This is a genomic window from Nostoc sp. TCL240-02, assembly GCF_013343235.1.
Taxonomy (GTDB): Bacteria; Cyanobacteriota; Cyanobacteriia; order Cyanobacteriales; family Nostocaceae; genus Nostoc.
In genome coordinates this window covers 523,744-544,921 of the sequence record NZ_CP040094.1, presented here as the reverse complement: position 1 = coordinate 544,921, position 21,178 = coordinate 523,744, and the positions used below count along the sequence as shown (strand labels likewise).

Genomic DNA, 21,178 nt, shown 5'->3' with positions numbered 1-21,178 from the left:
AGGGGGACAAGGGGGAATTATTGAATAAGTCTCTCCCTTGTCTCCCCCCTCTTCCTTGTCTACCTTGTCTCTTCTTCATGCCCAATGCCCAATGCCCAATTCCCAATTATCAATTCCCAATGCCCAATTCCCAATGACAAATGACAAATGACAAATGACAATCGAGTTTTGCGGCATCTACCCATTGTGGTGGGTGGGCTAGGCGCTGTACTTTTGCTGATTAACCGTTTGTTGACAGAGGAATTAACCCAGTCTCAATCACGTGGTGATGTGGTGGGCGTAATTTTGAGTGCGGTGTTAATTTTGACTGGTTTAATTTGGCAGCAAGTTCAGCCGCGATCGCCTGATATTGTAGAACTAATTGGAGAAGAAGGTTTTGTACTGGCAGCAGATTTAACCGAAGCAGTGAAAACAGAGCTGGCCTGGGCATCTCATTTATTATTGACTAATACAGTAACGCGATCGCTTGTGGTTTATTACCAAGGTAAGGTTTTGTTGCGTCGTGGTATTTTGGGTACTAAATCTGAAGTTGTACCAGGAGTAATCTTAAAACAGGTACTCGAAAAACAAAAGCCGATTTATCTAGTTGCTCTAAAAATATATCCAGGTAGGCTTGAATTTGATTATTTACCAGAGAATACTCAAGGTGTAATTTGTCAACCTATTGGCAACCAAGGTGCGTTAATTTTGGGAGCGAATGCTCCTCGCAGTTATACCAAACAAGATGAAAATTGGATTGCCGGAATTGCTGATAAATTAGTCGTTACTCTTAGCTCGACTTGATCCAACCAACTAATATAAATTTGGGTTAGTTATCTGTCAGAATAAATCGTAATTTGTAATTATTTAGGACTTACGCAAAAGTACACACTGTAGGGGCAATTCATGAATTGCCCCACCATAGAATCAAGGTTTTAGATATTATTTACGTAAGTCCTACTATTAACTCAAATTAACTTGCTCTTATCTATAGTTAATTACGAATTACGAATTACGACTTATTAACTCACCAAGAAGTCAAAAAATTCCACCCTTCCTTTTCTTCTGGTGTCTTTTCTTCTTTTGCTTCTGGTTCTTTTGGTGTATCTAAATTTGTCTGTTGAATTAAATTATCATAAGCTCCAGAATCAACCCATCTTAATAATTCACCAGCCCTCATAACTACCCAAGAAAGGCTAGACTCTGTATAGCTTAATATTTTAGTGACTTTATCTACGCTATCAAAGTTGTTGGATGCGAACTCACGAGCTTGAACAAGAAAATCTTCTATTACAGCAGTAGTCAAGTACTCATCTGGCAAACCTGCGAGTTTCATCAGTGTAGTAGTTGCTACATCAATATCCTGACAAGCAAGCAAAGCCGCCCGATCGGCAGTGAACCTAGCCATCATCCGCCAATTATACAAACCCAATTCCATACCACCAGCTATCAAACCACCCACACCCAGCGTTGTACTGCTTAACAAATTTTTCAAAGTTGGCATCACAATTGCCATTTGGTGATAAACCATGTGCTGACTCTTGATGCGAGCAATTTCGTGTCCGAAAACGTAAAGTAACTCATCCGGGCCAAGCCACTCCATTGCATCTAAATTGATACCAACAAGGGGTTTTTCCACCCCAACAATATAGGTTTGAATGTGTCCTGTGCCTTGAAACAGATACAGTTCAGGAAGGGGAGCAACATCAAGAATTTCACAGGTTTCTACAAATGCTTGATGTAATTGGGGAAAATTACGGGGCGAAATTCTGATTTCACTACCAAGGCTTTGCAGTCTGAGTAAGCGATCAATGCCGTATTCGTTAATTTTCTTGAGTAGTAAGGAAACACCAGGCATATTTTGCAAAGAAGCCAAGGCTTTGCGATCAAAAGGATGTTCGTAGGCTTCTGAACTCAGTCCAGTTAATATTTTTCTCGTCATAAGTTTTGAGCTTTATTTTGGAGTGTTTGAGAAGTTCAGTTAGTCAGTACGAATGGCTTGTGCTTTCAGTGCGCCTGTGGCTAGGGGTATATTCCTACAACCCACAATTATTAAGACAAGCCTTGAGCGATCGCAGAGAGATTTTAGCAGATTGAACTAGAAAATCATATTTGCTGTTGGTGAAATCTCAGCATTTATTAGCATTTTGCCCAGATACAATATAAAGTAGGGGCGCTCGGAAATTTAGAAATTTATCTATGCAAATTATTTATTGGCTATTAATTACCGTAATGGTTGTGGGTATCATCGGTGCTGTAGTTCCAGCTATACCCGGTAGCAGCTTAATTTTAATTGCAATTATCGTCTGGGGAATCGTTAGTAGTTCCTTCGCGGCTATCAAGATTCCTCTAATTGTGACAATTATAGTTTTGCTCCTAAGTGTGGGAGTAGATTTTTTAGCTAGCTATGTGGGAGCAAGACAAGCTGGAGCTAGCAAATGGGGGCAAATTGGTGCAATTATCGGTTTAGTGGTAGGATTTTTGGGATTATTGCCAACATTGCCTTTTGGCGGGCCACTGTTAGGAATTTTACTAGGCCCGCTTTTGGGAGCAATTATTGGTGAGTACATTTACCGACGTGAATTTGGGTTGGCGGTTAAAGCAGGTATAGGAATTGTAGTCGGCTCTTTGGTGGGAAATTTGATTCAAGGGTTATTAGCGATCGCAGCAGTTGTAGTTTTCGTTGTGACAACTTGGCCACAAGTATTTGGTTCTTAGCATTTCAACATCTGAGAATAACAGTCATAGCTAGTAGTCATTCTATTTATTACAGACATTCAATTAGCTGACTAAAATTTTGCACATTACACCAAGAGAGCGATTTCTCCCATTTCATCTATGGACAGGAGAAACCGCTACTTAGTGTATTGCGCGTTGGATAAATCTCTTTTATTTCAACACTTCCCGAATAAACATTCTCAATTCCTCTTATAGTCTGGATAAAAGGTAAATTGACACCCTTCAAAAAGCTTGGTAAATGTCCAATGGCTGAATATAAATATATTACTTACTCTATTTATCTAAAAAATAGTTGAGTAATCTGCAAGAATAAAAAGCACTAATTGTAACTATGTATATGGAAGTTAAATAGATCGCCTTCAACCCTATTAAATGACAAATATACGAAGGACAGATATACCAGAAATTAAAATTTTATGAAGAGGACTCAGTAATTGAAGATGTAATGAAGACCACTAAGTAAATCTTGCATACTCAGAATCTATGTGATTTTATGGAAATAAGAAATACGTCACACAAGTGCCGCTTTCACTGACAGTATTTTAAATAAATTACTGATAGTACAAGTAAAACAATCAATTGTTCCCGTCAAAGTTATTATTAGGATTCTCAAACGATCATGATTAGTTTAAAATCTAAATTACTAAACGCTACTCTGGCTGCTACTGCTGCACTTCCTTTAGCTGTTGCTGGGTTATTTACATCTGTTGGTTCTGCTCAAGCTGCTGCACTTACAGGTGAGTTCAGTTTTAACGGTGGTCTAACTCAGAATCCATTTGCTAGCAGTTTAGTAACATTAAAAAAAGATTCACTAACCTTCAGTCCAGATAGCATTATTGCAGATGCCAATGGCGTAAAGAGTACCCCAGTTGCTATTGCCGCTCAGACAGGAAGTTTCTTAGGTTTCAATTCCGCAAGTATACGTGATATCATTTCTTTCACAGGTAATACTGTACAAAATCCATTTCTAGACCTCGGTAATCTTACCCTTCCTGGCATAGTTCTGAATGGGGAAAATACAGCTTCTCTAGCGGATGGTAGTAATATCTTTACATTGACATCTTCTGATTACAAAATAACTCAGACTGGTGCAAATATTACTATAGCAGTTGATTTGTGGGGCTACTTTACCAGCGCTACTGGTGAGATAACTAAAGGAGCAGGAAGCTTATCTTTCCAAAGAAATGATACTACTGTTGCTCAGGCAAATGCAATTCTCGATACTACTGGCGGTTCATTGGCTAATTTGACTTTTTCTGGTTCTACCTTCACTACTTCCGTTCCCGAACCTGCTGCATTACTTGGTTTTGGTGCAGTAGGTGCTGTAATGGTGATGTCTCGCCGCCGCAAAAGTGTTGTTTAATAAGACCTATTTTAAATATGAACAGGTGACTTTTAGGAACTGAAAGTAACTCTAATTTATCCATTCGATCTGGCTGGAATGAAAAATTTTACCAACCAGATCGAATTTTTTCTACTGTCAGACTAATTGTAAAGAATTTTTGGCTTCAGTGGCGATCGCTTCGACTTCATCATTAGCCAAAGTTTCTAATATAGATTTGGCTTCTGCACCACCCAAAAGAGTCAGCGCTTGTACAACTCTGTAACGCATTTGCCAGTCTGGATTGGTAGCATAAGGAGCTAAGAGAGGAACTGCTTCTAGATTTCCTAATTCACCGAAAGAACTAATAGCAGCAGTTTGCACTAATTCGGTTTCTGATGAGAGTGCCTCTTTGAGTAATTCAAAGGCTCGCGGATCGCCCAATGCTCCTAATGTAGCGATGATACTAAATTGTATTAGCCATTCATCAGTCTTGTGGTAAACCTCCTGTAAGTCTTCAAAAGCATCATGTAATTGAAGTGCGCCTATACAATCTGCTGCTGCTGCTTGTACATCTACTTCAGAGTCATGAAGCAAGCGATCGCGCAAGATATCCAAAGATAATTGTAAATCTTGTGTTCCGAGTGTATCCATTTGACTCACCGCCGAGTAACGGACACGGGAATTGCGATCGCTAATGGCAGTTTGAATCAATTCAAAGCCAACCGTAGGTTCCAGTTGGCGGATTTGATTTACTGCACGTAAGCGATCGCCTAAATCCTCAGAACTTAGCAATTGCTTAACAGACTCCGAAGTAATACTCATTTAGTTATCCTTGATTTTCAAAGGTGTAAAAAAGACAGATGCGATTAATCGCGTCTCTATTTTTGACTAATCTTGACTTGCTGCCATTGCCCGAATAATATCACCACGAGTGAGGATACCAATTACTTGATCTGTGCCATCAAGTACTGGCAAGCGGTGAACACTGCGATCGTGCATGATTGTAGCGGCTTCTTTTAAAGTTTTATTAGGGGAAATTGCGAGCGGGTTTTTACTCATCACCTCCCCAACGGTTTGCCCTAGTGCCTTATGCAAATCACGGTCATAAGTAGCAGGATTTTTTAAATAGATAACGCTATCAAGAAACATAATGTACGCAGGTGGAGTAACACCAGTTTCTTGCCACATCAAATCGGTTTCTGAGATAATGCCCACCAATTTTCCGACATCATCCACAACAGGTAGTCCACTGATGTGGCGTTCTGCGAGAATTTGGATAGCTTCCTTCAGTGGAGTTTCCGCACGAACAACAATCGGATCGCGGCTCATCACATCGGCAACGGTTTTAGGCATTGATATTGCTGACACCTTTAATCAAAGTCTCTGCGCCTATTGTAGAAAATTGCGGGACTCAACCTGATGCAATTAATAGATTGTTACGGAATTGAGAACTGGGAATGGGGGATGGGGCATGGGGCATTGGGCATTGGGCATAAGTATTAAAAAACTCTTTCCTATTCCCCATGCCCAATGCCCAATGCCCCATGCCCAATTTCCAATTCCCTTTTTAAAGCAGCAATAATTTGAGTATTTGCTTTCGGAAAGGTAAACTGCTCTAGTTCTTCCAAAGTTACCCAGCGAATTTCATCGGATTCCAAAGGTTGAGGAACGCCTGTAACATGGCAGCAATGATGTACTGTGAGGGTAACGCGCAAATTTGTATAAGTGTGGTCAATAGTAATCAAATGCTCTCCCACTTCAATTACTATTCCTAGTTCTTCGGAAATTTCCCGTTGAATACACTCTTGAATAGTTTCACCAGGCTCGATTTTACCCCCAGGAAATTCCCATAAACCACCCATTGCTCCTTCTGGACGACGGCGATCGATTAAAATTTGCTTTTGGTCATTCCAAATGACTGCAACACCAATGATTTTATGGGGCGGGAAAGAACTGGTTTCACTCATAATTGATTGACAATAGGGGAGATAATTAACAACAAAACTCGGCAGACTAGTTTGAACTCTGCCGAGTTTTGATTTTTTAATTTTGAACCTTAATTTGTCACTGTTTTGGATATTTAAAAAAATCTAGCTGATAATTATTGGGAATTAGGGTCAAAGATTTCGCAGAGGCTTATTTTTAATTCCTATAGCCGTGACTGTAGCTAGCAATTAGACCAACAACAATATAGAATTTGATAAATTCTATATTTCTAGTCAACTTCGGTGGTGTTGGTTTCAGTTCCTTGTAGGGCTAATTCAAAATTCATTCTCTGTTCAGCATTACGCAAGAAATAACCACTAATCATAGCAGATGCCAAAAGCCGACCTAGACTTTCCCGACTGGTGCTGACGGTAATACCAAAATGTTCTGAAGGTAGATTACCCAATAATCCTGTAATATTCCGTTCCATCACCTGAAAAACTTCGGCAGATGTAGGTTTAGATAGCTGGGTAACTGTCTCTGGACTCAAAGATTTAACATACTGCCATAGTAAATCATTAGTTTCTGATTCGCTATTGAAAAATTCTGAGACACGATTGGATGGGTTACTCATTTTTTAGCTCCTTAACTACCACTACTGGCTACGGTGCTTGTGACTTTAATACTAAATGTCTTTTTTGGATTTGACTTAGCTAGCTGTTGTTTCTTCCTGTCAACTAATGTAACAGCCTCGCTTTCTGTTGGAAGTAGGTGTAACCGTACCAAAGTCGGCGTATTTTCTCACCCTAACAAATAAAGTAAGGAGTGAGAAGTTAATTAAAAACTCCTCACTCCTAATTCCTCTAGAGACGCGATTAATCGCGTCTCTACTCCTAACTTGCTAAATATTCACCCATGTTGGCTTTAGACTTGCGAAGTTTGGTTAAAGCTTCCCGCTCAATTTGTCGGACTCTTTCTCGGCTGATGTTCAGTATTTCACCGATTTTAGCCAAAGTCAGCGCTTGCCCATCAGTTAAACCAAAGCGCAGCGTGATTACTTCCCTCTGTTGCGGTGTAAGATCACCCATCAGGCGATCTAAGTCATAAGATAGGGAAGATTGCATGACAAACTCTTCTGGAGATGCTCCTGGATCTTCCAGCATTTCTCCTAGTTCTGTGTCGTAGTTATCACCCAACCGCAAATCCAAAGAAAGCGGCAAACGCGCCTTTTCTAGATACTCTCGTACTTGTTTGGGGGTCAATTCTAATTCTTGAGCTAGTTCACCAGCTGTCGGAGCGCGTCCCAACTTTTGAGACAATTGGCGCTGTGCCTTTTTAATCTTATTTAATTTCTCAGTAATATGGATAGGCAGCCGAATGGTACGAGCTTTTTCGGCTATAGCACGAGTAATAGCTTGTCGAATCCACCAATAGGCATAAGTAGAAAATCTATACCCTTTCGTAGGGTCAAACTTTTCTACGCCGCGTTGCATACCAATACTACCTTCTTGGATCAAGTCCAGTAAATCGACGTTGCGCTTGATGTACTTTTTAGCAACCGAAACTACCAGCCGCAAATTGGCTTCTACCATTTTACGCTTGGCAATTTCACCATCAGCGATCGCTTCGTTCAATTCTGCTGGTTCTAACTTTGTCGCTTTGGCCCACTCTTCTAAAGTCGGTTGACGACCTAACTGGGTGGCAAGAGATTCTCTTGATTCGTGCAAAGTACAAGAACGTTGCACCTGTTTACCATAAAAAATCTCTTCCTCGTGTGTTAAGAGTGGCACACGGCCAATCTCACGCAGGTAAGTCCGCACGAGGTCTGTGGCTGTCTGAGCGGTCTTCATGGCGCTACTCTTTGGTAATGATGGGTTTGGCGGTAGGGTCATTCAGGGATAGATGCTTTGTTAGGGTGCTACCCAGTCAAACTGGGAACCCATGTATGGTTTGCAACTTACGCGCCCGATAAATTCGGCTGCTCATAATAAACAAATTTAGGCTTCTTAACTGCTAAAAGTTACAGTTATTTCCTACTTTTCACAAGTATCTACAGTTAGATAAAAGGTAGCTTCTTAAACATTTTTTATTGGAGTCTTATTAATAATTGTAACATTTATGAGAATGTTTTGGCTATATAGAGACATTAAATTTCCTGGTTGTTCCAGTTCATGTAATATCGCCCTCTCTCTAAAGGCTGACTATAAGTCAATTTCAGAAATTATTTGGTGAACATAAGCTTCCTCATATTTGCTAAGATATCTCTAATGAGAACTATAGTCATTCTCTTATAACAATTACTTAATTTTCTTGGGAATTGGGAATTGGGAATTGGGAATTAGGAATTGGGAATTGAGTATAGTTATTTTCCTTGTCCCCCTTGTCCCCTTGCTCCCTTCTCCCCTTGCCCCCTACTCCCCTACTCCGTACTACCTCGTAATCGGACAGTATTCCTGAATGGTTTTTACGTCCAAAGTTGTATTTTGTAAAGAACGGATGGCGGCGACGGTAGCTTTTGCGCCAGCTATGGTAGTAATAATGGGAATTTTGTAAGCCAAGGCTGTGCGACGAATTAACCTAGCATCAGTCTGGGCTTCTTCCCCGGAAGGTGTGTTGATAATAAGTTGGATTTTTTTATTTTTGATTGCATCCAAGACGTGGGGACGGCCTTCATGGAGTTTTAACACCAATTCAATATTTAACCCCTGTTCAAGAAGAACTCGCCGTGTACCAAGGGTAGCCATCACTGTAAAGCCCAAATCGATAAACTCCTTCACCACAGCACCAGCAGCAGCTTTATCGCGATCGCTCATTGATACAAATACAGTTCCAGTCAGTGGTAAACGCTCCCCAGCACCCAGTTCTGCTTTGGCAAAGGCCCGGCCAAAGTCGCTGTCAATCCCCATCACTTCACCAGTGGATCTCATTTCTGGGCCCAATATTGTATCAGTTCCTGGGAATTTATTAAAGGGTAATACTGCTTCTTTTACAGCAATGTGGGTTGGAATGACTTCCTCGGTGAAGCCTAGCTCCTCTAAGGTTTTACCCGACATGATTAAAGATGCTAATTTCGCTAACTGTACACCTGTTGCTTTAGATACAAATGGTACGGTGCGAGAGGCGCGGGGGTTGGCTTCTAAAATGTAAACTTGGGGAGAATAGCTACTTGCACCAACAACAGCAAATTGGATATTCATCAACCCAACGACTGAAAGCGCTTGTGCTAGCTGCACCGTCCAAGTGCGAATTTGATTGAGAACTGCTGGTGATAGGGAAATGGAAGGTAAAGAACAAGCGGAATCTCCTGAGTGAATTCCAGCCTGCTCAATGTGTTCCATAATACCGCCAATTACCACCTGTCCTGTATGATCGGCGATCGCATCGACATCAACTTCAATTGCGTTTTCTAAAAACTTATCAATCAAAATCGGATGTTCTGGTTCTATGAGTACCGCAAAGCTCATGTAGCGTTCCAACTCAGTATCGGAATAAACGATTTCCATCGCCCGTCCTCCCAATACATAGCTAGGACGCACCACCACCGGATACCCAATGCGTTTGGCAACAATCAGCGCATCTTCGTAACTCCGCGCAATTCCATTGGGCGGTTGAGCAATATTTAACTGTTGGAGAATCTTTTCAAACCGCTCCCGGTTTTCTGCCATGTCGATGGAATCTGGGGATGTACCCCAAATTTTAGTCAGCAGTCCTGATGTGTCATTGTTCAGAAACTCTTGTAATGGGATAGCCAACTTTAGCGGGGTTTGTCCGCCAAACTGGATTATTACCCCAACTGGATTTTCAGTTTCGATGATGTTAAGAACATCTTCTTTCGTTAAAGGCTCAAAGTAAAGGCGATCACTGGTATCGTAGTCTGTCGAAACTGTCTCTGGGTTGGAGTTGACCATAATCGTCTCATACCCCGCATCCTTCAAGGCGTAGGCGGCGTGACAACAACAATAATCAAACTCAATTCCTTGTCCAATGCGGTTGGGGCCACCACCCAAAATCAACACTTTTGGCTTGGTTGCGGGCATTACCTCTGTTTCTTCTTCGTAGGTAGAATAGTAGTAAGGGGTAAGGGCTTCAAACTCAGCCGCGCAGGTATCTACGGTTTTATAAACTGGGATGATTCCTAGTGACTTGCGGTAAGCGCGAACTTCATCTTCGGTGGTTTTGGTGGCATAAGCAATCTGGCGATCGCTATATCCGTCCCGCTTCACTTCATAAAGTTGCTCTTTTGTCAATTGCTGCAAAGGTGTCCGCTTCAGGAATTTTTCGACATCTAGGAGTTGCTGTAATTTATCTAAGAACCATCGGTCAATACCAGTCAGTTCATAGATTTCTTCAATAGTCATACCTTGCTGCAAGGCATGACGCACAGCGAAAATGCGATCGGGGTTAGGTGTCCGCAATTGGGCGCGGATTTGTTCACCACTGGGTAATTTTTCGGCTTTGTCGCAACCCCAACCAGCACGTCCGGTTTCGAGCGATCGCAGTGCCTTTTGAAAGGATTCGTTGAAAGTCCGCCCAATTGCCATCGCTTCGCCGACAGATTTCATTTGGGTTGTCAGCACTGGGTCAGAACCGGGGAATTTTTCAAAGGCGAAACGGGGGATTTTTGTCACCACATAGTCAATTGTCGGTTCAAAGGACGCGGGAGTTTTCTTGGTGATGTCATTTTTGATTTCATCCAAGGTGTAGCCCACAGCTAGCTTTGCTGCCATTTTAGCGATGGGAAAACCCGTGGCTTTGGAAGACAAAGCCGAACTGCGGGAAACGCGGGGGTTCATCTCAATTACCACCACATCCCCATTAAGCGGATTAACGGCAAATTGAATATTAGAACCGCCAGTTTCCACACCTATCTCGCGGATGATTTTAATTGCCATATCCCGCAGCCTTTGATATTCTTTATCAGTAAGGGTTTGCGCGGGAGCGACAGTAATTGAGTCCCCGGTGTGAATGCCCATAGGGTCAAGGTTTTCGATGGAACAGATAATCACCACGTTATCTGCCAAATCACGCATCACTTCGAGTTCATATTCTTTCCAGCCCAGTAAAGACTGGTCAATGAGAATTTGCGAAACAGGACTGGCATCTATACCTACCTGTGCCATTTCTTCAAATTCTTCTTGGTTGTAGGCAATACCGCCGCCACTTCCACCCATAGTGAAAGCTGGACGAATAATTAGGGGATAACTACCAATTTGACGAGCAACCGCTTTGGCTTCTTCCAAAGATTCGGCTGTGTCGCTAGGACACACAGCTACCCCAATCCTGGCCATTGCTTCACCAAAAAGTTTTCGATCTTCGGCTTTTTCGATCGCTGGCAGTTTAGCGCCGATTAACTCAACGCCATACTTTTCCAACACGCCATTTTTGGCTAAAGCAACGGCGAGGTTGAGGGCAGTTTGTCCTCCCATCGTTGGTAATAAAGCATCGGGGCGTTCTTTCTCAATGACTTTTTCGACCAATTCTGGAGTTAACGGCTCAATGTAAGTGCGATCGGCCGTTTCCGGGTCGGTCATAATTGTTGCAGGGTTTGAGTTAACCAAAACTACTTCATAGCCTTCTTCGCGCAGCGCTTTGCAGGCTTGAGTGCCAGAGTAGTCAAACTCACAGGCTTGTCCAATCACAATTGGGCCAGAGCCTAACAGTAGAATCTTCCGGAGGTCGTCACGGCGGGGCATAGTCGTTGCCTTGGAGTATGAGAATACAAATCCTGATTATTTTAAGGGTCTTTACACCCTGTCGTACTTTTTATTATTAAGTTTTCTAGGTTTGATGACATGAAAGGAGTGGGAATTAGGGAATAGGGTACAGGTTATTCGCTGTTACCTCTCCCCTAACCCAAATGCTCAATACCCAAGAATTATTTTGTATTTCTAAATACTATTTAATTTTTACCAGCAAATCTTTAAAACTTTTGCAAATTTATATTATTTAATTTGATAAAAATTTGCTACAAATTGGTAATTTATTATGGCATATATCTGTCCGCTTATTTAGCCAAAATAAATTTATTAGCTAAAAATATTTATTAACTATACTAATTGCCAAATATTTACAAGATTAAATCTTATGATGATATGTTTACTTAAATTAAAAATGGCAGAGGAATAAAGGTATCATTCTCTGCCATTCTTTATAATATTTTAAGAGTTCGTGCTGCCAACTTTTTCTTTCAGTCTAGGTAAACAAATCTAGATTAGGAGAGTTTTAGCTTTGAGCCGCTTGGACAAACCCTAAAGTTAAGCTATCTTTAGCGAGGAAGTGAGACAAATGATAAGCACGTTCCTCGGTTTTCAACAAAATCTTTTCGTACAGATAGCGTGTACCTCTATCGCCTAAACTCTCTGCCTGAGCAGCTTGGCGGCGAATCACGCCAAGAATAGCTTGTTCTGCAGCTAAGTCATTTTCCACCATCTGGCGAGAGGAATATACGCCTTCAGACTCTTGCTCAAAACAGGTTAATTCTGCTAACTTGCTAAAGGTAGCTACTGGAACACCACCTAGTCCATCCAAGCGTTCTCCAATTTCATGGATGTGGTCTTGTACTTGGTTGTAGCTTTCGTTAAAAAACTCATGCAGAGAGTAGAATTCTGAGCCTTCAACTACAAAATGATGCTTTTGGTACTGTAAATACAGTGCCTGAAAACTAGCTAATACAACGTTGAATCCTTCTGTAACTGGAGCAGTAACGCTGTGATCCAGCAACACGGGATTGTCATATACATTACCAAAATTTCGTAACAAAGTTTGCGTTTCAGACATTGTGTTCCTCTCTTTTTAACAGTTATAGATTTTAACTGCTTATTCTCAACATATTAACATTTTAATAATAAGCGCAAGCCAATTTGCCAGCACAAGATTTTGTATTTTTGCTTACTAATAATCTCAAGTTTATTGTTTGCTGGATGATGGTACACCTATCAATGTGCATAAATCTCTCATTAATATTGACATCACGACTTAAATGTGTATATCTCCCAATAAAAGCAGGGGGCAGGGCGCAAGGGAGAGAATAAAAATTAAAATTACCTCTCTCCTCTGTCCCCTGCTCTCTACCTCTTCCCCCTCTCAATATGGAATGGCTGTAAAAGTTTGACTTTTTTTTCCAAAATTAATGAGAATTGTTTGCACTTAAGGTATGCTGGTTTTAAGAGGTTACACTCCTAAAACTTTCACTAAGCAGAGAGTTAAATCGCGGTAATTACTGCAAGTTTGTTGCACTTTGAGGGCAATTCTCTTGAAATCGTTTAGTTCAGAAATAGAAAGCAACCACCTTGTAGAGGTGAATTGGGCTGATCGCTGGCAAGTCTATCAACGCCTAAAGGAGTTAGACATTCCCTGTACTTGTACAGCTAACCAGCCATTGAAAGTTGAAATTGGCTCTCCTGTGACGGCTGTTCAAATTTGGAGTGTGATATGGCAATTAACAGCCTCTCGTCAAGAGCAAATTTTGACTCTTGAGTGCTGTTGGAAAATTGCTAACAACAGTTCTAATTTTTAGCTGCTGCTGAGAATATCTTGCTTGATTGCTTGTACTTAGTTAAAAGGAGATCAAAAAAATGGGTGCATCTCACACTATGGAAGTATCAGAATTTTGTCTTGAGGGTAGATTTATAAATTTTGTTATTAAAGATGGCTATAAGCTTAAAGGCTTAATGCTGGGGACTCATGAAGGTGAGTCTTACATTAAATTAGCTAAACATTTACGGGCTGCTTTTGACTTGCGCTTACCACCAGGGACTTGGCTGCAAGTTGTTGGTTACAAAAAGCATGATTTGAAGGATGGTACTGTCACTCTGAAAGCTGAACGGGTAATGGCGGCGCGTTCTGACATGGGGAGAGTTGAAACGATCGCACCAGTACAAGAACCCCCATCTATTGATAATGTCAAGGTAAAGCCAGCTAAAGCTAAAGCCACAATTTTGGTGTGTCAAAAGTCTGATTGTATGAAACGCGGTGGTAAAGCAGTTTGTCAGGCGTTGGAGGCAGCTTTAAGCGATCGCGGTTTAGAAGACCAAGTTACAATCAAGGGCACTGGTTGCATGAAAAATTGTAAAGCTGGACCGAACTTAGTAATGCCAGATAAAACACGCCATAGTCGAATTCAAGCGGCACAAATTCCGGCGCTGATGAATCAGCATTTTGGTGACAAGAGCTTAGAAGCGCAGCCTGAGAATTTAAGGGAAGTGGTGATATCTAATGGCAAGCTTTGCTGACGTAAGTAGGTAAGCATGAATAAACCTAACTATGCAACAAAATGTAATATAACTGAAATCTTTGTGATTGCTTCTCATAAGAGATGCTGCAAGTAGCTTGCTTCTTTGCAGGAGTAGGTTTCACTCGCAATTACGTACTTGTGGATTTTTCCACCCACCTATTTAGTCAAATCTTGACATTTGAATGAGAAAGCTTAATAATATCTTCTCAAGTGTGTTCCGTTAATACTCGGCCGTAAAGTCCGATAGAAGTTTGCAATAAAATCAAAAAACTGGCCTTAATTTAAAGCCAGTTTTTTGAGTGAATAAAATTTTATTAAGCAATTTTTAATTTGGATGCTCCCATAGTTTGCAAAAATTCAAGGGTATGTAGTTGATTGATGAATGCGTAGGCGCAAAGAGACTTGTCGTTAGACATCGCTTACAGTTGAAGCTTCAATCATCAATGGTTTAAAAACCAATGTCACATACCCCTCAGTGGATATACATCGTTTTTTTAACATTTTCCACGATAGTCATGATTTTTTTATTTCGTCATGACTGGAATCGCCTCGCTAAACTCTACCGCACCGAAGAAGCGCCGCCACAAAACTTCTCTCGGATGCAAAGCGGTTCTGTGGGTTTGGTTCACTACAAAGGAACGTTAAATATTGGGATAACTCCTCAAGGGATTTATCTGAGTATTTTCCCCTTATTTAGCTTGGGACTTACGCCGTTGTTGATTCCCTGGAGTGCCATTAGGAAGATTGAACCTGCTAACCAACTTTTTATTGAGCGTTTTCGTTTGTATCTTAGTTCTCCAAAAGTCAAACTGATTTTGAGCAAAGATATTTTGGAACCAGCTAAAGAGTTTTTAGCCACACAGGGATTTGAGTGGATTTAGACAAATCCCATTTTGACCTGGCCGATCATCTAAAATATAAAATTTCTCGTAATCATTTTTATTGACACCTGCGGAGTTTTTGCAATCTATTGGAGCATTGTCATAAGCAACCTCAGCGTCCAGCTTCCTGACTCTTTGTACAAAAGTTTGCAGGAACTTGCCAAACAAGACGGGATTTCTATCGATCAGTTTGTGGCGACAGCAGTTGCGGAGAAAATCGCTGCACTCACAACTGAAGTTTATTTAGGGGAGTTAGCAAAGCGAGGCAGTCGAGAAAAATACGACGCAGTTTTAGCTAAAGTACCAGATATTGAAACGGAATCTTACGATCGCTGACCTACAACTTAAAAACAAGGCGATCGCCTACTATTTGTTATGAGAAAGGCAAAGTAGTAGTAGCGTAGACGTAGCCCGCCGCAAGCATCGCTTAATATTTATACGCAATTAGCTTTAGCCGCCAGTCTCCCGAATACAAGTTAGCTGGAATATTGCCCTTACTCGTTTCTGTGCCAAAAGTTAGAAATCCCAGACTTATAGTGCAAGTTCACTCAAATGAACTTGCACTATGAGAGAAGGAATTGATTAGGAGTTTGTTGTTGGGACTCGTGGTTTTTTTGGGGGGTAGGTTGAAAATTATATGACTTAGTTAGACCAGACTGCAACAACTGTCGGATGGATGTAGCTTGGATATGATTGGGCAAGACAGTTAAAAAGTCATTTAGGTATTGGATAGCTTCACTAATAAATTCTGAGGAAGCACCCTTTAATAAAGCATAGCGATAAAAGTAGTCTGCTTGTTGAGTATATTGAGCAGCCAAGCAGTAAAGAGCTAAATTAAAGGTATTATGCCAGTCTTTAGCATCTTTTTGACAATGCTCTCTGGCAAGCTTAATGGCAGGCTGTAGGCAAGTTTCTGCTTTGTCTGGTTGCTTAAGAACTAAGTAGACTAAAGCGTGCTTATACACAGCATCTTCATAGCGCTTTTCCTCGTAAGCTTTTAACAAATTTGCTAATTGCTTACCCCAATACTTAACTTCTGTAGAATCCCCATCTTTGCCAGCCTGAAGCATTATTTTTGCATATTGCTGGGCAAAAGTTGGTTGATTTTTGAGTAGAGCAAGAAATTCATTAAGAGCTATAAACAAATTTCTTTGCGGTGACTGACATAATTTATGGTACAACACGTTTAACGTGTGACTTTGCCAGCTAGGATCGCGCTGTTTGTTATCTTCCTCTAATTGCAAATCGTTCCGTAGGCTGTCATAATATTCTGCCAACTTCCCATGTATGTCAGCCCAACCTTGCGGCGATGAAAGGCGTTTGTGGCATAACATTTGGGTTTTGACCACATCATGATAAACCCAGCCGTTGATATGTTCTTTGAGAAAAGATGTTTCTTTGAGCCAATTAAATAGCTCATCAGCTTCTTCTTCTGATCTTAACTTGGCTATAACATCCCGGTTCAAACACCGAGGAATGGCAGCATCAAGCGCCATTTGTCGCCGTTTAGGATCGTCAATCCATCTTAAAAAGCTTTTTACAGCACTGCTGCTAGGCTCAATTACCTGGTTGGGGTCATTGGGATGAGCATCTGCTAGCATTTCCATTAGCAGGGGTAAGTTTCCAGAAACGTTTACAATCTCTTCAATAATGCGATTGTCTGTAATGCCTTTGCGGGTTAGATATTGTCGGGCTTCTTCTTCTGTAAAAGGTTCTAGAGGTAAACGAACTATTAATTCCTCGTAGGATGCCCAGTCATTTTTATCTAATTCTTGCCGACCGGCGATGATTATTAATATATTGGCAGATACTTTACCGTGCTGATTCTCAAAAATCTCCCGTAGCCAGTTATCTAGGAATTCTCCGGTGCGTTCTGAGGTATCGAAAAACAAGATTAAAGGAGTTTTATCAGCAATTTTAGAAATATCTTGCAAAAATAGCGGGGTCAGAACTTCTTTAGGTTCTTTAACTAATTGAACCTCATCTTTATTGGTTATTTTCTTAGCAATATAAGAAGCCCATTCTCCAGCTTGGTTAGCCAAAGCATCCTCATCTACAATATCAAATACAGCACCGCCAACGGGAACTCGACGCGCCAGATGCACACCAGTTTTTACTATAGTTTTCCCGACAAAAGCGGAAAAACCTTGAGGAGCATCTGGATCTGTTTCTAATTCTTGGCACTTTTGACAGTAAACTTTGTAGCGATCGCTAAACTGGGTTAGTTTATAACCTTGCTCTTCTAACTCTTTAGCTAAACGATCCATGACTTCTGGTATAGTTTTTTCAACTTCATCAACATAAGCCGAAATCATTTTTGCTTCGTCTGCAATTTTACAAAACTGGCGTAGCAAGGTAGTTTTACCAATTCCGCCTTGACCATAAATGTTAAACAAAAAACAACGGCGATTATCTTCTACAGGTAATGCTAAATTTTGGCGAAATCGGTTTATTTGGTCTTCACGACCCACAAAATTTGATTGTTGACGTTGCTTAACAATATCTTGTAGACTCTTGGGCTTATCTTGTGTGTTCATAACAAGATTTAATTTTGAGGCGCTAACGTTTACAAAAAGAACTACTAAATATAAAAAATGTATTACGGAATTTCCCTAAGTTTTTTGAGATAATTTTTAGGCGTTGACCTTCTGAGGCTCGACGTTGACCTTTTGAGGCTCAACGTTGACCTTTTGAGGCTCGACGTTGACCTTATGAGGCTCGGCGTTGACCATTCTGAGGCTCGATGTTGACCTTTTGAGGCTCAACTTTGACCTTCTGAGGCTCAAAAATGCCTTGGCGACTTAGTACTTATCGGTGGAGTTTAATATAGACCTAACCCCCAGGCCCTTCCCTACTAGCGTTGGGGAGTAAGATTTAAAGCCCTCCCCTTGTAGGCTACGGTGTACACACAAGTGACTTATTTAAAGACGCGATAAATCGCCGTCTCTACAATAAGGGACTGACAAATAAAAAAATATTCAATTATTTATTGTGGGGTGGGCATCTTGCCCGCCATATGAACTGGGCGGGCAAGATGCCCACCCCACAAGATTGGATAATTTATTTCTGGGAGTTCCCTAATCAGTCTTTTGTCTTGACGGCGATTTATGGTGTCTTTTCAAGTCGCCTGAAACACCTTCACTTTAGATATTAACCTTCTAATGAATTCCTAAGCTTTTGGGACTTGCAGGGTTACTGTCAGCTAGTTTTAAAATTCCATCACCTAAGTTTAGAGAAGACTGCAACAACTGTTGTATGGATGTCGCTTGCAGATGGTTAGGGAAGATATTTAAAAAGTCATTTAGGTCTTGAATTGCTATACGGATACGCTCTAAGGAAGCACCTTGAGATAAAGTATATCGATATAACTGCTCTGCTGGTTGAATGTAATGAGCAGCCAAATAGTAAAGGGCTAAATTAAAGGCATTACGCGAATCTTTAGCATTTTTTTCGTAATGTTGTTTAGCAAGCTTGATGGCAAGTGCTAGGTCAGTTCGTGCTGTATCTGCTTGGTTAAGGGCTTGGTAGGTTAAAGCACGCTGGTATAAATACCAATCATCATTAGATTTTAAATCGATCGCATGGCTGAAATCAGCGAGAGCTTGATTGTATTGCTGGAGTGTAAAGTAAATAGAACCCCGCTTGAATAATGACCAGTCATCTTTGGGGCCAAGTTCAATAGCACGGTTTAAGTCTTGTAGTGCTTCACTATAGCGCTGCAATTTGCGATAAGTATCACCCCGACGCGCTAATACCCATTGGTAATTGGGGTTTGCGACAACGCTGGTGTCTAAATCTTGCGTTGCTTGAGAATAGCGCTGCATTTGGCGGTAAATAAAACCTCTAAATCCCGTGGCTGGTGCCCATTGGAAATTGGCATCAAGTTCAATGGCACGGTTAAAGTCTTGCAAGGCTTCATTATAGCGTTGCATATAGCGGTAAGTATCACCTCTACTAGCGATCGCCCATTGATAATTGTGGTCAAGTTTAATGGCGCTGTCTAAGTCTGCTAATGATTCTGGGTAACACTGCATATAACAGTAAGTTACACCTCGATGAGCCAGTGCCCATTGGTCATTAGGATCAAGTTCAATAGCACGGTTAAAGTCTTGCAGTGCTTCATCATAGCGGTACATGAGACGGTAAGTGACACCCCGATTGGCGATCGCCCACTGATAATTCGGGTTAAGCTGAATAATACGGTTAAAGTCTAGTAGTGCTTCCGGGTAGCGCTGCATTTGGCAGTAAGTCATACCTCGAACTGTTAAATACTCAACTTCTTCAGGTGCTAACTTGATAGCTTCTGTAAAATCTTCTAGTGCTTTTGAGTATTGATTAGATTGCGAGTAGATATAACCACGCCAATCTAAGGCTACTGCACGCCACTTACCTTCAAGACTAGCGTTGCTCAAAAGAGTTGTGAGCATTTGGGCCGCAACTTCATAGCGTTTTTCTTCATAGGCTTTTAACCAATTGCCTAGTTGCTCACCCCAACGCTGAACTTCGCTAGAATCCACATCTCTACCAGCCTGAAGCATTGTTGCTACCCAAAGTTGGGCAAAAGTCCGTTGATTTTTGAGTGCAGCAAGGAATTCATTGAGGGCTATGGGTAAGTACTTTTGTGGTGATTGGCATAAGCGGTGATACAAAACGTTGAGCTTATGACTTTGCCAAGTTTGATCTCCCCAGGCTTTCATTTCATCCAATTGCAGTTCATTTCGCAAGGTGTCATAATAATCAGCCAATTTGCTATGTAAATCAGCCCAACTTTGCGGCGATGAAAGACGTTTGTGACGTAACATTTGCGTTTTAACTACATCATGATAAGCCCAACCGTTACTACGTTCGTTGACAAAGGATGTTTCTTTTAGCCAAGTAAATAACTCGTCAGCTTCTTTTTCTGGTCTTAACTTGGCTATAACATCCCGATTTAAGCATCGAGGAATGGCAGCATCGAGAGCAACTTGTCGCCGCTTGGGATCGTCAATCCATTTTAAAAAGCGTTCTACAGCACTGCTGCTAGGCTCAATTACCTGGTTGGGGTCATTGGGATGAGCGTCTGCTAGCATTCCTACTAGTAGAGGTAAGTTTCCAGAAAGGTGCAAAATCACTTCAATAATGCGATTGTCCGTAATGCCTTTGCGAGTTAGATATTGTTGGGCTTCTTCTTCTGTAAAGGGTTCTAGAGGGAAACGAACTATTAACCCCTCGTAAGGAGCCCAATGATTTTTATCTAATTCCTGCCGACCGGCGATAGTTATCAATATATTGAGAGATACTTCACCGTAGCGACCGTCCAAAATTTCCCGTAGCCAGTTATCTATAAATTCTCCGGTGCGTTCATAAGTATCAAAAAACAAAACAACAGCAGCTTCTTTAGCAATTTTAAAAATATCTTGCAAAAATAACGGAGTCAGAACTTCTTCAGGTTCTTGAACTAACCGCACCTCATCTTTATTTGTGATTTTCTTAGCAACATAAGATGCCCATTCTCCGGCTTGGGTAGCAAAAGCATCCTCATCTACAAAATCAAATACAGCACCACCAACGGGAACTCGACGCGCTAAACGTACACCAGTTTTTACCATAGTTTTCCCTACAAAAGCCGAAAAGCCTTGAGGAGCTTCTGGATCAGTTTCTAATTCTTGGCGCTTTTGACGGTAAACTTTGTAGCGTTCTGTAAACTGCGTTAGCTTGTGACCTTGCCGTTCTAACTCCTCAGCTAAACGACCCATAACTTCTGGTATAGTTTTTTCAGCTTCATCGATGTAAGCCGAGATAATTTTTGCTTCGTCAGCAATTTTCCGAAATTGCCGTAACAGAGTACTTTTACCAACTCCACCTTGACCCCAAACGTTATACAAAAAACGACGGCGTTCGTCTTCTGGGGTTAATGCTAAATTTTGGCGAAATTGGTTTACTTGGTCTTCACGACCCACAAAACCTGATTGTTGGCGCTGCTTAAGAATATCTTGTAGACTCTTGGGCTTGTTTTGTGGGTTCATTACAAGATTAAATTTTGAGGTGCTAATGTTTACACAATAACTACTAAATATACAAGGTGGATTTCGGAATTTACTAAATTTTTTTAAGGTA

Annotated in this window: 18 protein-coding genes; 8 read left to right on the top strand and 10 right to left on the bottom strand. The window is 41.1% G+C overall.

Translation table 11 applies throughout. The annotated features are described in order from the left end of the window. Positions 1-147 precede the first annotated feature (147 nt). On the top strand, positions 148-783 hold the full coding sequence (locus FBB35_RS02445; protein WP_174708328.1) for a cofactor assembly of complex C subunit B: 636 nt from the start codon (positions 148-150) through the stop codon (positions 781-783). A gap of 223 nt (positions 784-1,006) precedes the next feature. On the opposite strand, the gene FBB35_RS02440 is transcribed toward FBB35_RS02445, so the two are convergent. Continuing rightward, a complete protein-coding gene (locus FBB35_RS02440; RefSeq protein WP_174708327.1) occupies positions 1,007-1,921 on the bottom strand; it encodes a M48 family metallopeptidase in 915 nt (304 codons plus the stop codon). A gap of 26 nt (positions 1,922-1,947) precedes the next feature. On the opposite strand from FBB35_RS02440, the gene FBB35_RS35335 reads away from it, so the two are divergent. From FBB35_RS35335 to FBB35_RS02430, 3 genes are all read left to right on the top strand, one after another. Further along, complete coding sequence (locus tag FBB35_RS35335; RefSeq protein ID WP_302480944.1) at positions 1,948-2,076, top strand: hypothetical protein; 129 nt, start codon at positions 1,948-1,950, stop codon at positions 2,074-2,076. 102 nt (positions 2,077-2,178) lie between these two features. Further along, positions 2,179-2,697, top strand: a complete 519-nt coding sequence (locus FBB35_RS02435) for a DUF456 domain-containing protein (RefSeq protein ID WP_174708326.1) — start codon at positions 2,179-2,181, stop codon at positions 2,695-2,697. 640 nt (positions 2,698-3,337) lie between these two features. After that, positions 3,338-4,081: a PEP-CTERM sorting domain-containing protein gene (locus tag FBB35_RS02430; RefSeq protein WP_174708325.1), complete on the top strand. Its 744-nt coding sequence runs from the start codon at positions 3,338-3,340 to the stop codon at positions 4,079-4,081. Between the two features lie 117 nt (positions 4,082-4,198). Here the strand turns inward: FBB35_RS02430 and nblB are convergent, their stop codons facing one another. The 7 genes from nblB to FBB35_RS02395 form a co-directional block, all read right to left on the bottom strand. Next, a complete protein-coding gene (nblB, locus tag FBB35_RS02425; RefSeq protein ID WP_174708324.1) occupies positions 4,199-4,864 on the bottom strand; it encodes a phycobilisome degradation protein NblB in 666 nt (221 codons plus the stop codon). A gap of 66 nt (positions 4,865-4,930) precedes the next feature. Beyond that, positions 4,931-5,395: a CBS domain-containing protein gene (locus FBB35_RS02420; RefSeq protein ID WP_174708323.1), complete on the bottom strand. Its 465-nt coding sequence runs from the start codon at positions 5,393-5,395 to the stop codon at positions 4,931-4,933. Between the two features lie 161 nt (positions 5,396-5,556). Continuing rightward, positions 5,557-6,009 carry an 8-oxo-dGTP diphosphatase MutT gene (gene mutT, locus FBB35_RS02415; protein ID WP_174708322.1) on the bottom strand — a complete coding sequence of 151 codons (453 nt, stop codon included), beginning with the start codon at positions 6,007-6,009 and terminating at the stop codon, positions 5,557-5,559. A 248-nt stretch (positions 6,010-6,257) separates the two neighbouring features. Continuing rightward, positions 6,258-6,602 carry a DUF760 domain-containing protein gene (locus FBB35_RS02410; RefSeq protein WP_174708321.1) on the bottom strand — a complete coding sequence of 115 codons (345 nt, stop codon included), beginning with the start codon at positions 6,600-6,602 and terminating at the stop codon, positions 6,258-6,260. Positions 6,603-6,861: 259 nt separating this feature from the next. Next, complete coding sequence (locus tag FBB35_RS02405) at positions 6,862-7,818, bottom strand: RNA polymerase sigma factor, RpoD/SigA family (protein WP_114081492.1); 957 nt, start codon at positions 7,816-7,818, stop codon at positions 6,862-6,864. Positions 7,819-8,397: 579 nt separating this feature from the next. Next, positions 8,398-11,661 carry a carbamoyl-phosphate synthase large subunit gene (gene carB / locus FBB35_RS02400; protein WP_174708320.1) on the bottom strand — a complete coding sequence of 1,088 codons (3,264 nt, stop codon included), beginning with the start codon at positions 11,659-11,661 and terminating at the stop codon, positions 8,398-8,400. Positions 11,662-12,190: 529 nt separating this feature from the next. Next, complete coding sequence (locus FBB35_RS02395; RefSeq protein ID WP_163934571.1) at positions 12,191-12,745, bottom strand: Dps family protein; 555 nt, start codon at positions 12,743-12,745, stop codon at positions 12,191-12,193. A 475-nt stretch (positions 12,746-13,220) separates the two neighbouring features. Between FBB35_RS02395 and FBB35_RS02390 the strand changes: the two genes are divergently transcribed. The 4 genes from FBB35_RS02390 (at position 13,221) to FBB35_RS02375 (ending at position 15,418) form a co-directional block, all read left to right on the top strand. Further along, complete coding sequence (locus FBB35_RS02390) at positions 13,221-13,484, top strand: Asr1405/Asl0597 family protein (protein ID WP_174708319.1); 264 nt, start codon at positions 13,221-13,223, stop codon at positions 13,482-13,484. Between the two features lie 58 nt (positions 13,485-13,542). Then, positions 13,543-14,199 (top strand): (2Fe-2S) ferredoxin domain-containing protein, encoded by a 657-nt coding sequence (locus FBB35_RS02385; protein ID WP_174708318.1) that lies wholly within the window; start codon positions 13,543-13,545, stop codon positions 14,197-14,199. Positions 14,200-14,716: 517 nt separating this feature from the next. Further along, entirely contained in the window at positions 14,717-15,082 is a 366-nt protein-coding gene (locus tag FBB35_RS02380; protein WP_254625800.1) for a hypothetical protein, read from the top strand. Positions 15,083-15,229: 147 nt separating this feature from the next. Next, on the top strand, positions 15,230-15,418 hold the full coding sequence (locus tag FBB35_RS02375; protein WP_254625799.1) for a toxin-antitoxin system HicB family antitoxin: 189 nt from the start codon (positions 15,230-15,232) through the stop codon (positions 15,416-15,418). 227 nt (positions 15,419-15,645) lie between these two features. On the opposite strand, the gene FBB35_RS02370 is transcribed toward FBB35_RS02375, so the two are convergent. Both FBB35_RS02370 and FBB35_RS34225 read right to left on the bottom strand, forming a co-directional pair. Next, complete coding sequence (locus tag FBB35_RS02370; protein ID WP_174708316.1) at positions 15,646-17,619, bottom strand: AAA family ATPase; 1,974 nt, start codon at positions 17,617-17,619, stop codon at positions 15,646-15,648. Positions 17,620-18,240: 621 nt separating this feature from the next. Continuing rightward, the gene (locus tag FBB35_RS34225; RefSeq protein ID WP_254625798.1) at positions 18,241-21,087 is read right to left on the bottom strand and encodes a tetratricopeptide repeat protein; all 2,847 of its coding nucleotides are present in this window, start codon (positions 21,085-21,087) and stop codon (positions 18,241-18,243) included. Positions 21,088-21,178 lie beyond the last annotated feature (91 nt).

Excerpts from the sequence above, each read along its gene's own strand:
- FBB35_RS02445 (WP_174708328.1), top strand. The coding sequence starts at position 148 with ATGACAAATGACAATCGAGTTTTGCGGCATCTACCCATTGTGGTGGGT.
- FBB35_RS02440 (WP_174708327.1), bottom strand. The coding sequence starts at position 1,921 with ATGACGAGAAAAATATTAACTGGACTGAGTTCAGAAGCCTACGAACAT.
- FBB35_RS02435 (WP_174708326.1), top strand. The coding sequence starts at position 2,179 with ATGCAAATTATTTATTGGCTATTAATTACCGTAATGGTTGTGGGTATC.
- FBB35_RS02430 (WP_174708325.1), top strand. The coding sequence starts at position 3,338 with ATGATTAGTTTAAAATCTAAATTACTAAACGCTACTCTGGCTGCTACT.
- nblB (WP_174708324.1), bottom strand. The coding sequence starts at position 4,864 with ATGAGTATTACTTCGGAGTCTGTTAAGCAATTGCTAAGTTCTGAGGAT.
- FBB35_RS02420 (WP_174708323.1), bottom strand. The coding sequence starts at position 5,395 with ATGCCTAAAACCGTTGCCGATGTGATGAGCCGCGATCCGATTGTTGTT.
- mutT (WP_174708322.1), bottom strand. The coding sequence starts at position 6,009 with ATGAGTGAAACCAGTTCTTTCCCGCCCCATAAAATCATTGGTGTTGCA.
- FBB35_RS02410 (WP_174708321.1), bottom strand. The coding sequence starts at position 6,602 with ATGAGTAACCCATCCAATCGTGTCTCAGAATTTTTCAATAGCGAATCA.
- FBB35_RS02405 (WP_114081492.1), bottom strand. The coding sequence starts at position 7,818 with ATGAAGACCGCTCAGACAGCCACAGACCTCGTGCGGACTTACCTGCGT.
- carB (WP_174708320.1), bottom strand. The coding sequence starts at position 11,661 with ATGCCCCGCCGTGACGACCTCCGGAAGATTCTACTGTTAGGCTCTGGC.
- FBB35_RS02395 (WP_163934571.1), bottom strand. The coding sequence starts at position 12,745 with ATGTCTGAAACGCAAACTTTGTTACGAAATTTTGGTAATGTATATGAC.
- FBB35_RS02385 (WP_174708318.1), top strand. The coding sequence starts at position 13,543 with ATGGGTGCATCTCACACTATGGAAGTATCAGAATTTTGTCTTGAGGGT.
- FBB35_RS02380 (WP_254625800.1), top strand. The coding sequence starts at position 14,717 with ATGATTTTTTTATTTCGTCATGACTGGAATCGCCTCGCTAAACTCTAC.
- FBB35_RS02370 (WP_174708316.1), bottom strand. The coding sequence starts at position 17,619 with ATGAACACACAAGATAAGCCCAAGAGTCTACAAGATATTGTTAAGCAA.
- FBB35_RS34225 (WP_254625798.1), bottom strand. The coding sequence starts at position 21,087 with ATGAACCCACAAAACAAGCCCAAGAGTCTACAAGATATTCTTAAGCAG.